This is a genomic window from Donghicola eburneus (genome assembly GCF_900115865.1).
Lineage (GTDB): Bacteria > Pseudomonadota > Alphaproteobacteria > Rhodobacterales > Rhodobacteraceae > Donghicola > Donghicola eburneus.
Window position 1 is genome coordinate 198795 of the sequence record NZ_FOXY01000002.1, and the last position, 13052, is coordinate 211846.

The 13052-nt window shown below is 60.5% G+C and carries 12 protein-coding genes; 6 read left to right on the plus strand and 6 right to left on the minus strand.

All coding sequences use genetic code 11. The features are described 5' to 3' along the window. The first annotated feature begins 62 nt into the window (after positions 1-62). From lptF to rsmA, 6 genes are read left to right on the plus strand one after another with little or no spacing between them, the layout of a single operon-like run. Positions 63-1187 carry an LPS export ABC transporter permease LptF gene (gene lptF, locus BM225_RS03625; RefSeq protein WP_245780408.1) on the plus strand — a complete coding sequence of 375 codons (1125 nt, stop codon included), beginning with the start codon at positions 63-65 and terminating at the stop codon, positions 1185-1187. After that, positions 1184-2281, plus strand: a complete 1098-nt coding sequence (lptG, locus tag BM225_RS03630; RefSeq protein WP_092463854.1) for an LPS export ABC transporter permease LptG — start codon at positions 1184-1186, stop codon at positions 2279-2281. Before lptF ends, lptG begins: the two co-directional genes overlap by 4 nt. Continuing rightward, positions 2281-4419 carry an LPS-assembly protein LptD gene (locus tag BM225_RS03635; RefSeq protein WP_072707012.1) on the plus strand — a complete coding sequence of 713 codons (2139 nt, stop codon included), beginning with the start codon at positions 2281-2283 and terminating at the stop codon, positions 4417-4419. Before lptG ends, BM225_RS03635 begins: the two co-directional genes overlap by 1 nt. A gap of 25 nt (positions 4420-4444) precedes the next feature. Then, a complete protein-coding gene (locus tag BM225_RS03640; RefSeq protein WP_072707013.1) occupies positions 4445-5662 on the plus strand; it encodes a peptidylprolyl isomerase in 1218 nt (405 codons plus the stop codon). Further along, positions 5659-6642: a 4-hydroxythreonine-4-phosphate dehydrogenase PdxA gene (gene pdxA / locus BM225_RS03645; protein ID WP_072707014.1), complete on the plus strand. Its 984-nt coding sequence runs from the start codon at positions 5659-5661 to the stop codon at positions 6640-6642. The genes BM225_RS03640 and pdxA overlap by 4 nt, the downstream gene beginning before the upstream one ends. Then, positions 6639-7481: a 16S rRNA (adenine(1518)-N(6)/adenine(1519)-N(6))-dimethyltransferase RsmA gene (gene rsmA / locus BM225_RS03650; protein WP_072707015.1), complete on the plus strand. Its 843-nt coding sequence runs from the start codon at positions 6639-6641 to the stop codon at positions 7479-7481. The genes pdxA and rsmA overlap by 4 nt, the downstream gene beginning before the upstream one ends. A gap of 57 nt (positions 7482-7538) precedes the next feature. On the opposite strand, the gene BM225_RS03655 is transcribed toward rsmA, so the two are convergent. From BM225_RS03655 to BM225_RS03680, 6 genes are all read right to left on the minus strand, one after another. After that, complete coding sequence (locus tag BM225_RS03655) at positions 7539-8270, minus strand: DUF4167 domain-containing protein (protein ID WP_072707016.1); 732 nt, start codon at positions 8268-8270, stop codon at positions 7539-7541. A 209-nt stretch (positions 8271-8479) separates the two neighbouring features. After that, on the minus strand, positions 8480-9316 hold the full coding sequence (prmC, locus tag BM225_RS03660; RefSeq protein WP_072707017.1) for a peptide chain release factor N(5)-glutamine methyltransferase: 837 nt from the start codon (positions 9314-9316) through the stop codon (positions 8480-8482). Further along, the gene (gene prfA, locus BM225_RS03665) at positions 9313-10368 is read right to left on the minus strand and encodes a peptide chain release factor 1 (protein WP_072707018.1); all 1056 of its coding nucleotides are present in this window, start codon (positions 10366-10368) and stop codon (positions 9313-9315) included. Before prfA ends, prmC begins: the two co-directional genes overlap by 4 nt. A gap of 31 nt (positions 10369-10399) precedes the next feature. Continuing rightward, positions 10400-10828, minus strand: a complete 429-nt coding sequence (locus BM225_RS03670; RefSeq protein WP_072707019.1) for a DUF1499 domain-containing protein — start codon at positions 10826-10828, stop codon at positions 10400-10402. A gap of 29 nt (positions 10829-10857) precedes the next feature. Further along, positions 10858-11826: an agmatinase gene (gene speB / locus BM225_RS03675; RefSeq protein WP_072707020.1), complete on the minus strand. Its 969-nt coding sequence runs from the start codon at positions 11824-11826 to the stop codon at positions 10858-10860. Between the two features lie 11 nt (positions 11827-11837). After that, the gene (locus tag BM225_RS03680; RefSeq protein WP_072707021.1) at positions 11838-13001 is read right to left on the minus strand and encodes a M20 aminoacylase family protein; all 1164 of its coding nucleotides are present in this window, start codon (positions 12999-13001) and stop codon (positions 11838-11840) included. Between the last annotated feature and the right edge of the window lie 51 nt (positions 13002-13052).

Here is a 13052-nt window from a genome sequence, read left to right on the forward strand (position 1 = left end):
TACCAGTTTGCACCCGACGGGCTTTCCGCTAGGGTCCGCACATTATTCGCACGGGGGAAAGAGTGGGACGCACCGATCGCTATATGCTGTCACAGCTTATGGTGCTGTTTGGGTTCTTTGCCCTAGTTCTGGTCAGTATCTACTGGATCAACCGCGCGGTTGTCCTGTTCGACACGCTGATCGGCGACGGCCAATCCGTGGCTGTTTTTCTCGAATTCTCCATGCTGTCCTTGCCCGCAGTGATCGGACTGGTGCTGCCTTTGGCCAGCTTTGCGGCGGCTGTGCAGATGACGAACCGTCTTTCAAGTGAAAGTGAACTGGTCGTCATGCAGGCAACCGGCTTTAGCCCGTGGCGGTTGGCTCGACCGGTGGCCATTTTCGGCATCGCGGTGGCGATCCTTGGGGGGGTGCTGACCAACGGCCTGATTCCCGCATCAAGCGAGCAGCTGAAGCTGCGCGAAAAAGAGATCTCGCAAAACATGACCGCCAAACTCCTAAAGGACGGCGTGTTTTTGCATCCGACCCGTGGGGTGACCTTCTACATCCGCGGCATTGCGGAAAATGGCACGCTCGAGGATATGTTCCTGTCGGACAACCGCGACAGCGAAGCGCGTGTGACTTACACCGCCAAAGAAGCCTACCTGACCCGTTCCGACGGACGCCCACGCATGGTGATGGTGGACGGCATGTCTCAATCTCTGGACCGCGAAACGGGGCGGCTGTCTGTCACCTATTTCGAGGACTTCGTCTACGACGTGAGCGGGTTTCTAACGAGCGAAGATGGCATCGACCCGAACCGTGATTTCATGTCCACTTGGGACCTTCTCACCAAAACTTCGGAGATGGCTGCGCTCGCCGGCGATACCGAGGGCGAGATATTGGAAACAGCGCACAAACGGATCAATGATCCGCTGCTTTGCCTCGTAACCGCTCTTCTGGGCTTTTCCGCTCTGCTCGCAGGCGGCTTTTCTCGTTTTGGGTCAGGCGCTTACATCCTTCTTTCAATCTTCTTGATCATCGTGCTGATGATCATTCAAAGCGCGGTCAAAGATCCCGCCCGCACCAACGCTGCGCTCTGGTGGCTTACCTATTTGCCCAGTGTCGCAGGCTTTGGAATGATCGGTGTGCTGCTATCCTACGCCGCAGGGTACTTTCGCAGAACGCCCAAAGGCGAGGTCAGCGCATGATCCTGCATTTCTACTTCGCTCGCCGTTTCATGCGCGCGTTCTTGGGGACGTTCGGCGTATTCGTTGCCCTGACCTTTCTGCTGAACTTGGTCGAAGAGATTGGGCGCTTTGGCCCTGATACGATCACCTTTCTCGGGGCGGTCGAGCTGACAGCGCTGCGCGTGCCTGCAAACATCTATCAAATCACGCCGCTGATCATGATCCTTGCGACTTTGATCCTGTACTTGGGCTTGGCGCGCAGTTCTGAAATGGTCGTGACACGCGCGTCTGGCCGGTCGGCCTTGCGTGCTCTGATTTCTCCGTTCCTGACGGCTCTGCTGCTCGGGGCGCTCATGGTCGGCGTGTTCAATCCCATTGTTGCGACCACGACGAAACGCTACGAGGCGCTCAAAACCTCTTACAAAGAAGGGGGCATCAGCGTCTTTTCGATCAGCCGCGAGGGGCTCTGGCTCCGCCAAGGCAGCCAGCGCGGACAGACAGTGATCCGCGCCCTAACAGCGAATTCCGACGGCAGCGCCCTGACCGATGTGACCTTCATCAGCTTTGACCCCGAAGGCGCGCCCTTGCGCCGGATCGAGGCTGGCACGGCCACCTTGAACGATGGCGCGTGGAGCTTGACCGACGCGAAATCGTGGGACCTGTCTATGAACGTCAACCCAGAGGCCAACGCCGCCTTTTACGACGATCTCACCATCCCTACGACCCTGACCCGACAAGGGATCGTCGACACCTTTGGCGACCCGCTGATCGTGCCAATCTGGCAGCTGCCGGCATATATCTCTGATCTGGAAACTGCGGGTTTTTCGGGGCGGCGACACGCGATCTGGCTGCAGATGGAGCTATCGCGTCCCCTGTTCCTGGCCGCGATGGTTCTGGTGGGTGCAGCGTTTACCATGCGCCACACTCGTTTTGGCCGGACGGGGATCATGGTTCTTTCTGCAGTACTTCTGGCCTTTGCTCTGTACTTCATGCGCAACTTCGCGCAGATCCTTGGCGAAAACGGGCAGTTGCCTTTACAACTTGCAGCATGGGCGCCCCCAGTCGCGGCAATTCTTCTGCCGCTCGGGCTCATATTGCACCTTGAGGACGGATAATGCGTAAAACCTGGTTCGGGAAAGCCGCGATCATCGGCGCCCTGTTTGCCTCGACTTCGGTACTGGCCCAAACTGCCCAAGATGACGACGCGCCTGTCTATCTGATCGCAGATCAAGTGTTTCTGGATGGCGAGGATCTACTGGTCGCATCGGGAAGTGTCGAAGCCCGCCAAGGCGAACGTCGCCTGATTGCCGAAAAGATCACCTATAATCAGGAGACAGATACCCTGACCATCGAGGGCAATATTCGCCTCGAAGATGGCAGCACTACGGTCGTTCTGGCCGACGCCGCAGAACTGAGCGACGACATGCGCGAGGGGATTTTGCAAGGCGCTCGTATGATTCTGGATGACCGCTTGCAACTTGCCGCAGTCGAGATGCAGCGCACCCAAGGGCGTTACCAGCAGATGTCCAAAGTCGCGGTCACGTCCTGCCACGTGTGCGACGACGGGCGCCCACCGCTCTGGCACATCCGCGCGCGCCGCGTGGTGCACGACCAGCAGACCCGAAACATCTATTTCGAGGGCGCTCAATTGCGCGTCTTGGACGTGCCGGTGTTCTACCTGCCCAAAATGCGCCTACCCGATCCAACGGTCACACGCTCGCGCGGTTTTCTGATACCCGAAGCTGTGAGCAGCACGACCCTCGGCACTGCTGTCCGCACACCCTATTTCCTGCCAATCGGCGATCATGCGGACCTGACCGTCTCGCCCTTCTTGTCCGCGAAAACCAAGACGCTGGAACTGCGCTACCGTCAGGCCTTCTACAACGGGGACCTCGAGATCAACGCCGCCGGATCGCAAGACACGATCCGCGAGGATGTGGGCCGCAGCTATGTCTTTGCGGTCGGCGAATTCGACCTGCCAGAAGATTTTAAAATCCAGTTTGATCTGGAGACCGTGTCCGACACGACTTACCTTCAAGAATACGATTATTCGTCCAAAGACCGGCTCGACAGCTCGCTGCAATTGACCCGCGACACCCGCGTCAGCTCCTTCGGCCTTGGCGGCACGTTCTTCGAAACATTGCGCGTGACCGAAGAAAACGACACCCAAGCAAGCCGCCTTGGCGAAGCGCGCTATGAATTGCGGATGGCTCCGGACTACATCGGCGGCGAGGCGCGTCTTGGTTTCCAAATCCACGAGCACGTGCGTGACAGCCGCACCGATATCGTTGGCCGCGATGTACAGCGCGTGTCCAGCTCCATCGACTGGCGGAAAAGCTGGGTTGTTGGTAACGGTTTCGACTTCCAGTTCCTGAGCGGTGTAAGCACCGGCTACTTTGACTTGGACGACGACAGCACCCTGCGCAACCGCGAGGAATACACGATCCCCTACGCAGCGGCGACCCTGCGTTGGCCACTCGAGGCAATCGGCTCTGCAGGAGCGACTCATTTGGTCGAGCCCGTGATCCAATTGGCATGGTCCGAAGACGACACAAATAACATCCCGAACGATGAAAGCACCCGAGTCGAGTTCGACAGCGGCAACCTGTTTTCAATCAGCCGCTTCCCCGCCCCCGATCAGAACGAGGATGGCCTTCGCGCGAATGTTGGCCTTAGCTGGACCCGCTGGGGCGTCGAGGGCAGCTATTCTCGCCTGAGCCTAGGACGTGTCATCCGCGCCGAAGAGGACAACCGTTTCTCCGAAAGCTCCGGCCTTGCCGGGCTCGAGTCCGACTGGTTGTTTGAAACCCAAATCGGTCAAGTCGAAGGCCCGATGCTGACCGCGCGCAGCCTGCTGGACGATCACCTGCGTCTGGCCAAGGTCGAGGCCCAGTTGAATTGGGTGTTCCCCCGCGGCGCGCTGGACGCAACCTACCTGTGGCTCGACGAAGACCAGCAAGAGGACCGCGACAACGAAGTGTCCGAATGGACCCTCGCCAGCACATACGCGATTGACGACTATTGGACCGGCTCTGTCGAATGGCGCTACGATCTGGTCGATGACCGCACCTCGACTGCGGGCCTCGGGCTTCAATATCTCAACGAATGCGTCAAAATGGACCTTTCAGCCTCGCGCCGCTTCACCTCATCCGATAACCTTGATCCGTCCACGACCGTGGGGCTGACAGTTTCGCTGACAGGTTTCAGCGCTGGACGCAGCTCTGGTGCCGTGCGACAGACCTGTAAATCCTGACCCTGACTGACCCAAGAGAGGGACTATGCGCAACCTGCTGCTAATTTCCGCGACCCTTCTTTCGCTGATGCCGGCCCTCGCTCCGGCCCAGGGGCTGTTTTCACCTGTGCTGCGGGTAAACGAAGACGCCATCACCGGATATGAACTGAACCAGCGGATCACGCTCTTGCGTGCGTTCGGGACCCCTGGCAACGTCCCGCAGATCGCCGAAGAGCAGCTGATCGACGACGCCCTGAAAATTCAGGCGGCCGAGCAGATGGGGATCACCCTCTCTCCCGAGGAGATTCAGGCAGGCGTTGCCGAACTGGCCAGCCGCGGGAACCTGTCCGCAGACGACTTCATCGCCAATCTGGCGGGTGACGGCGTTGATCCTGCCACGCTCGAGGCATTCGTTGTCCCCGGTCTGGCGTGGCGTCAGGTTGTCCGCCAGCGGTTTGCAGGTCAGGCCAATGTCACCGAAGACGAAATTGATCGCGCCATGTCCTTGACCGGCAGCGGCGGCGGTCTGCGCGTGCTACTGGCCGAGATCATCCTGCCTGCGCGCCCCGAAGTGCCCGGCGAAATCGAGCAAGCAACCGAGATCGCGAACCGTGTCAGCAAGACCACCTCGCCTGCCGAATTCTCGGCAGCGGCCCGGAACTACTCAGCGACCGCTTCGCGTCAGTCTGGGGGCCGGATGCCGTGGATGGCGATCACCGAACTGCCCCCGATCCTGCGCCCTATCGTACTGTCGATCGGCATCAACGACGTGACCCAACCGATTGAAATTCCGAACGGTATCGCGCTGTTCCAGCTGCGCGGCATCGAAGAGACCGAAGCCCCAGCACCCGAATATGCAGCCATCGAATACGCTCAGTACCTGATCCCCGGGGGCCAAACCCCCGAGGCACTGGCCGAGGCCAAGCGCATCGCGGGCACCACGGACACGTGCAACGACCTCTATGGGATCAACAAAGGTCAGGAGCCCGCCCGCCTAGAGCGCACCAGCCTGCCTCCCGCACAAATCCCTAGCGACATTGCAATCGAGCTGTCGAAACTGGACGAGGGCGAAACCAGCACAGCGATCACGCGCAACGGCGGCCAAACCTTGGTTCTGCTGATGATGTGTGGCCGCACCGCCGCGATCAACGAAGAGGCCAGCCGCGAAGATGTGGCCAACAACCTGCGCAACCAGCGCCTTGGCGCCTCGGCGGACAGTTACTTGGGCCAGCTCAAGGCTGACGCACGGATCGTTCGTCCATGACACTGGCACCGATTGCCCTGACCTGCGGCGAGCCCGCAGGTATTGGCCCCGAAATCGCGGCGCGCGCCTGGGAAACCTTGGGCGCGCGTTTGCCCTTCTTCTACATTGGCGATCCACGGCACCTGCCCTCTGGCACGCCCGTGACCGAAATCCACAACCCAATGGACGCGCTTCATGCCAGCGCGACCGCCCTGCCCGTCCTGCGCCACGATTTTCCCGCAGACAACACATGGGGCGAACCTGACGCACAGAACGCGCATGGCGTGGTCGAGGTCATTGCCCGCGCCGTGAAACTGGTACAAGACGGTCAGGCCAGCGCGGTTTGCACCCTGCCGATCAACAAGCACGTCCTGCAATCAGGTGCTGGCTTTGCCTATCCGGGTCACACCGAATATCTGGCGGCTTTGGGCGGCGTCGACCGCGTGGTGATGATGCTCGCCAGCCCAGAGCTGCGAGTTGTCCCGACGACCATCCACATCGCACTGGATCAGGTCGCGACCGAGCTGACCCCCGAACTTCTGGAAGAAACCATCTGGATCACGCACCGCGCGCTGATTCAGGATTTTGGCGTTGAAAGCCCTCGGATTGCGGTCGCGGGCCTTAATCCCCACGCGGGCGAGAACGGCGCGATGGGCCGCCAAGAGCTCGAGATGATCATTCCCTTGCTCGACAAACTGCGGGCCGAGCGTTTGGATATCGCAGGGCCTCTATCCGCCGACACCATGTTCCACCCCGCCGCCCGCGCCCGCTATGACGCTGCGGTTTGCATGTACCATGACCAAGCGTTGATCCCGATCAAGACGTTGGCCTTTGACGCCGGTGTGAACGTGACCCTTGGTCTGCCGTTCATCCGCACCTCGCCGGACCACGGCACCGCATTTGACATTGCAGGACAGGGCCTTGCCAATCCCGCCAGCACGATCGCCGCGCTAGAGATGGCCCGCGACATGGCCATCGCCCGCGCAGGAGCCAAGCTATGAGCGCCATCGACAACCTGCCCCCCCTGCGCGAGGTTATCGCCACACACGAGTTGAACGCCCGCAAATCGCTGGGGCAGAACTTCCTTTTGGATTTGAATCTGACGTCCAAGATCGCGCGCCAAGCGGGCGACCTGACGGGCTGCGACGTGCTGGAAATCGGCCCGGGCCCGGGCGGTCTGACACGTGGCCTTTTGGCCGAAGGGGCGCGCCGTGTCTTGGCCATTGAGAAAGACAGCCGCTGTATTCCCGCGCTGGCCGAAGTCGCCGCAGCCTATGACGGCCGCCTTCGGGTGATTGAGGGCGACGCGCTCGAGGTAAATCCGCTAGAGCACCTGACCCCGCCAATCCGCGTGGCCGCCAACCTACCCTACAACGTCGGGACCGAGCTTTTGGTGCGCTGGCTGACGCCGCATCAGTGGCCGCCGTTCTGGACCAGTCTTACCCTGATGTTCCAGAAAGAGGTCGCAGAACGAATCGTCGCGACACCTGGCAGCAAATCCTATGGGCGTCTTGCTATTCTGGCCCAGTGGCGGGCCGACGCGCGCATCGTGATCAACTTGCCGCCCGAAGCGTTCAGCCCACCGCCCAAAGTCTCTTCTGCTGTCGTGCACCTGACCGCTCTGGAAGAGCCGCGCTTTCCCGCCGACCCTTCTGTCCTGAGCCGTGTGGTCGCCGCCGCGTTTAACCAGCGCCGCAAGATGCTACGCGCTAGCCTCAAGGGGGTCGCACCGGACATCGAAGATCGGTTGCTGGCCGCAGGCATCAAACCTACAGAGCGTGCCGAGCAAGTCAGTCTGGAGGGTTTCTGCGCCCTCGCCCGTGAAATTAAAAAGACCTGAAAACGCAAAAGCCCCCGAAATTCGGGGGGCTTTCTTCATTCTGGATACTTAAGCGCCTTATTCGGCGGCCGCAGGGGTGTCGCTCGAAGAGTCGCCTTTGGGGGCATCGCCGCCCTCGGTGTCTGCCTTCTTGGCCCGAGGCTTGCGCGGCGCCCGCTTTGGCTTGGGCTTCTCTTCGCCTTCTGCCTTGTCAGCCGCGGGCTTTTTGGCGCGCGGCGCGCGGGGCTTGCGCGCGGGCTTAAGCTCTTCGGCGGCGGGCTGTGCTTCAGAAGCTTTGCTTTCCGGTGTTTCAACCAGACCGTTGTCCGCATCGTCGCTGTCAGCTTCGGCCTCGACCGTCAGACCTTCGGACTGGGTCTGCTCTGGCGCAGCTTCAGCGGCTGCGGGTGCTGCGTCCTCGGACTGGGTCTCGGGCTGCTGATCATTGCCGGATTCTGCGTTTTCGCGCTCACGGCGTTCTTGACGCTCTGCACGTTCGCGGTCTTTTTCGGCCTGACGCTCGCGCATTTCGCGCTCTTGCTGCTCGCGGCGCGCGTCGATTTCGCGCTGCGCTTCGCTCAGCATGCGCAGGTAGTGTTCAGCATGCTGCTGGAAGTTTTCGGCCGCCACGCGGTCGTTGGACAACTGCGCATCCCGTGCCAGCTGATTATACTTTTCGATAATCTGCTGAGGAGTGCCGCGCACTTTGCCTTCGGGTCCCGAACTGTCGAAGACCCGATTAACAATATTGCCCATCGAGCGGTTGTTGCGGTTCGATTTGGACCGCGACCGTGATTTGGAAGATCTCATAGGTTTTGCTGTCCAGCCTTCATTGGCCTTGTGCTCTGGACCCTGCCGCCTTTTGGGCGGGGATCCGCGAGCAGGATTATTTTTTTGGCTTAACATCGCGGGGGCAGCTTTGACCGCACCGGCCTGCGACTACTCTTGAGTAATCACTTTGACCCAGCTGTTGCAAGGCCAAAGCGTGGTTTTGGGGTCTTAATCCTGCGAAAAATCGCCTAAACCTGCTCTTTTATTGCCGAAACGACACGGTCGTGGCCATTCAAGTCCTGGTGAACGGTCACTTTGGATAACCCTGCCCCCTCAAAAGTAGCGGAGACCGAGGGCCCTTGGCGGTAACCGATTTCGACCAGCACGCGCCCCATTGGCGCTAGGTGTGTCATCGCGCCCGCCGCAATAATTGTATATGGCGCCGTCCCATCCGCGCCGGGGGTCAGCGCCAGTTCCGGCTCGTGCAAGCGCACCTCGGGCGACAGGTCAAGCATTTCGGCGGCATCGATGTAAGGCGGATTGGAAACGATCAGGTCAAACGCCCCCTCGACCGCATCAAACCAATCGGACTGTTGAAAGTCACAGCGCGCCTCGACCCCCAAACGCACCGCGTTCTCGCGCGCGACGTCCAAGGCTCGTTCGGACAGATCCACCGCCACGCCGCGCGCCTCGGGACGCTCGGCCAAGAGTGTCAGGGCAATGCATCCGGTCCCCGTCCCCAAATCCAGAACCCGCGCAAACGGTTGTTCCAGAACCAGAGAAACCAGCGTTTCGGTTTCTGGTCTGGGGTCGAGTACATCGCGGGTGACTGTGAACCGGCGGCCATAGAAATCGCGCCCACCGGTCAGGTGGCTGACGGGCTCGCGCGCGGTACGGCGTGTGATCAGGGTGTCAAACGCGTCGGCCTGCACGGTGTCCAAAGCATCGTGCATCATGAGAATCAAACGTCCTGCGTCCGCGCCAACAACATGGGCCAGCAAACGGCGCGCATCGACAGCAGGATCAGGCACGTCTGCAGCGCGCAGTCGCGCGATGGCCGCGGTCAGCGCCTCTTGCAGGGTCATCCGTCCAGCTCAGATAGCAGGGTCGCCTGATGGTCCGAAATGAGCGCGTCGATCACCTCGTCCAGATCGCCTTGCATGATTTGATCCAGCTTATAGAGCGTCAGGTTGATGCGATGATCGGTCATTCGGCCCTGCGGGAAATTGTAAGTCCGGATACGTTCGCTGCGATCCCCGCTGCCGACTTGGCTCTTGCGGTCAGCGGCGCGTTCCGCGTCCGCCGCTTGACGCTGCATGTCAAAGAGACGCGTCTTTAGGACCTGCATCGCGATGGCGCGGTTCTGGTGCTGGGATTTCTCGCTACTGGTGACGACAACACCTGTGGGAATGTGCGTGATCCGCACCGCCGAGTCGGTCGTGTTCACGTGCTGACCACCCGCGCCAGAGCTGCGCATGGTGTCGATCCGCAAATCGTTCGCGTTGATCTCGATATCCACGTCTTCGGCTTCGGGCAGAACCGCCACAGTCGCCGCCGAGGTATGAATGCGCCCGCCACTCTCGGTCTCGGGCACGCGCTGAACGCGATGCACACCGGATTCGAACTTCAGACGGGCAAAGACACCCTCGCCTTTGACGTTCGCGACGACTTCTTTGATGCCGCCAAGTTCGGTCTGCGCCATCTCTAGGATCTCGAACTTCCAGCCGTGGCTTTCGGCGTAGCGCTGGTACATGCGCAACAAATCGCCCGCAAAAAGGCCCGCCTCGTCCCCGCCCGTGCCCGGACGAATTTCGATGATCGCCGGTCGGTCGTCCGCCGCATCGCGCGGCAACAGGGCCAAGCGCATCCGGTGCTCCATCTCGGGTAATTGCGCCTTGAGCTCTGGCAGTTCCTCTTCGGCCAGTTCCTTCATGTCGGGATCGGCCAGCATAGCCTCGGCCTCGGCCAGATCGTCGAGCAAGGTTTTGTAATCGCGGATCTCGGCAACGACCGGCTTGAGCTGTGCGTATTCACGGGACAGCTCTGCGATCTCGTCGTTGAAATCTCCCGAAGACAGCTTGGCCTCTAGGAATTCGTAACGCTGTACGATCTGTTCGAGTTTTTCATAAGGTACCATGCCGCCTAAGTTTCCCAAGGCTGCGCTTTCGTCAAGTGCCCTCGGGGATCAGTTGCGAAATCCACCCCTCGACCCGCGCCTTGTTCACGCCGAAATCAGACTGTCCAAAGCGCAGCCGACCGAACAGAATCACGCGATCCTCGGTCGCAGTGATGGTCGTGTAATCGGGAAATCCCCAAAAGGCCGAGCGGGTGATATAGGTCACGCTACCCTCTTCGACCGCGCCAGCCAGCCGCTCGGTGCGCGGGGTCGCAAGGGCGATGCGATCCAGTTCGGCAAGGGCGGCGCGGGGATCGTTCGCAGGCACAACGCGAATAGCTGCGCCCTCTTTGTCCTCGTCCTTGGTGAAGGTCAGCGCACCATGCCAGCGGGCCGGATCACTTGGGGCCAGTCGCACCCACGCCATCAGGGCCGCAACAGCGACGAGGGCTAGGACAAGGATGAGAAGTCCGATCTTCATGGGGGCTGGCTCCTGTGTTTCTGAACAACTTAGGCGGTCTTGCGCCGCGTCCAACACCAAAGAGCCAGAATTTCCATCGCCACATGAGCGCCCGCGATGGCCGTGGCTCCGGTCGTATCGAACGGAGGAGAGACTTCGACCACGTCGCCTCCAACCAGATTGATCCCCGCAATGTCCCGTAGAATGATCGAAGCTTGGCCGCTGGTCAGACCACCCCAGACAGGCGTTCCGGTGCCCGGTGCAAAAGCAGGGTCCAAACAGTCGATGTCAAAAGTCAGATAGGTCTGGTTGTCGCCAAGGATGTCTTTGATCTTCTTCGCCACAGCAACGGGGCCGGTTTCATGGACCTCGCGTGCGTCGATGGTAGGCACCCCAAGATTGTCGTCGTTCACCGTGCGGATGCCGACTTGAACTGAACGCTTGGGGTCGATCAGCCCCTCTTTAACCGCCTTGTAGAACATGGTCCCGTGGTCGATGCGGCTCATGTCATCGTCGGCCCAAGTGTCCGAGTGTGCATCAAAATGCAGCAGCGATAGTGGCCCATATTTCTCGGCATAGGCGCGCAGGATAGGGAAGCTGATGTAGTGATCGCCGCCCAAAGTAATGCTGGCCGCACCTGCGTCCAAAATGCCCTTGATATGCGTGGTCAGTTTGCCCGGAAAGCTGGGGGTGTGCGCATAGTCGAACGCCAGATCGCCGTAATCCACGACCGCGAATTCCGAAAGCGGGTCAAAGCCCCAGCCATAGGGCGGATCATAGGGTTGCAGGGTGCTGGCCTCGCGGATCGCGCGAGGGCCAAGGCGGGTCCCTGTGCGGTTCGTCACTGCCTGGTCGAACGGGACGCCAGTTATGGCCACATCCACACCGGTCAGATCCTTGGTGTACTGGCGGCGCAAGAAAGATGTCGCCCCGCCGAACGCATTCTCATACCGCAGCCCGCGCTGGTTCTTTTCAGTGAACGCCGTATCAACCTGTTTCTTTGCGTCTTCGAGCGCCATGGTCAGTCCTTTCAGGTGCGGGGCTGGCCGGTTTCGACCAGACGGACGAAATAGCTGGCCCCGATGGGCGAAATCTCGTCATTGAAGTCAAAGGCGGGGTGGTGACAGACGGGCCCATCGCCCTGCCCCAGAAACAGGTAGGACCCGGGACGCGCTTGCAACATGTAAGCGAAATCCTCGGCCCCCATTTCGCGGTCGATACTGTCGTCGACCTGCGCGTCGCCAACCACGTCACGCGCGACATCGGCTGCAAAGGCCGTCTGCGCGGCGTCATTCACCGTCGGTGGGTAATCGCGGAAATAATCCAGTTCCGCCTCGACGCCATAGGCGATGGCTTGGCCCTGCACGATCTCTTTCAGGCGGCGTTCGACCATGTTCTGCACATCGGGATCAAAGCTGCGAACCGTCCCGTTGATATAGGCACTGTCGGGGATGATGTTCTCGGCGCTGCCGGTGTGTATCTGCGTGACCGAAACCACCAGATCATCCAGCGCGTGATGGTTCCGGCTGAGGATCGTCTGGATCGCCGTCACGATCCCGCAAGAGGCGACGACTGGATCAACACAGTTTTGCGGTTGCGCGGCGTGGCCGCCCTTGCCTTTGACGTTAATGGTAAAGGTGTCCACAGCGGCCATGATCGGACCGGGTGTGGTGACCAGATGCCCCTCGGGCGCGTTAGGCGCGTTGTGTAGGGCAAAGACGCGGGCGATGTCAAAACGCTCCATAATGCCTTCTTTCACCATGACGCCCGCGCCGCCGCCATCCTCTTCGGCCGGTTGGAAAATCAGCGCCACACGGCCCGCGAAATTCCGCGTCTCGGCCAGATACCGCGCCGCCCCCAGCAGCATCGTGGTGTGGCCATCGTGACCGCAGGCGTGCATCGCGCCTTCGACCTGACTGGCATAGTCCGCGCCCGTCGCCTCTTTGATAGGCAACGCGTCCATGTCCGCACGCAGCCCCATGGTGGGCCCGTCGCCGGTGCCGTTGATGATCGCCACGACACCGCTGGTCGCGATACCTTCGTGAATTTCGTCGACACCGAATTCCTGCAGCTTTTCAACGACAAAGGCGGCAGTCTTGTGGCAGTTGAACCCCAGTTCCGGCATCTGGTGCAAATGGCGGCGCCATGCTGTCATCTCGGGCGCGTAATCTGCAATTCGGTTAATGACGGCCATCACTGGACTCCTTTGGCGTGGGGCGGCACCTTGGCAACAAATCTGAAACTG

Coding starts and splice junctions, on each gene's coding strand:
- BM225_RS03670 (WP_072707019.1), bottom strand. CDS start 10,828: ATGAAGATCGGACTTCTCATCCTTGTCCTAGCCCTCGTCGCTGTTGCG.
- rsmA (WP_072707015.1), top strand. CDS start 6,639: ATGAGCGCCATCGACAACCTGCCCCCCCTGCGCGAGGTTATCGCCACA.
- speB (WP_072707020.1), bottom strand. CDS start 11,826: ATGGCGCTCGAAGACGCAAAGAAACAGGTTGATACGGCGTTCACTGAA.
- BM225_RS03680 (WP_072707021.1), bottom strand. CDS start 13,001: ATGGCCGTCATTAACCGAATTGCAGATTACGCGCCCGAGATGACAGCA.
- pdxA (WP_072707014.1), top strand. CDS start 5,659: ATGACACTGGCACCGATTGCCCTGACCTGCGGCGAGCCCGCAGGTATT.
- BM225_RS03635 (WP_072707012.1), top strand. CDS start 2,281: ATGCGTAAAACCTGGTTCGGGAAAGCCGCGATCATCGGCGCCCTGTTT.
- BM225_RS03640 (WP_072707013.1), top strand. CDS start 4,445: ATGCGCAACCTGCTGCTAATTTCCGCGACCCTTCTTTCGCTGATGCCG.
- prfA (WP_072707018.1), bottom strand. CDS start 10,368: ATGGTACCTTATGAAAAACTCGAACAGATCGTACAGCGTTACGAATTC.
- BM225_RS03655 (WP_072707016.1), bottom strand. CDS start 8,270: ATGAGATCTTCCAAATCACGGTCGCGGTCCAAATCGAACCGCAACAAC.
- prmC (WP_072707017.1), bottom strand. CDS start 9,316: ATGACCCTGCAAGAGGCGCTGACCGCGGCCATCGCGCGACTGCGCGCT.
- lptG (WP_092463854.1), top strand. CDS start 1,184: ATGATCCTGCATTTCTACTTCGCTCGCCGTTTCATGCGCGCGTTCTTG.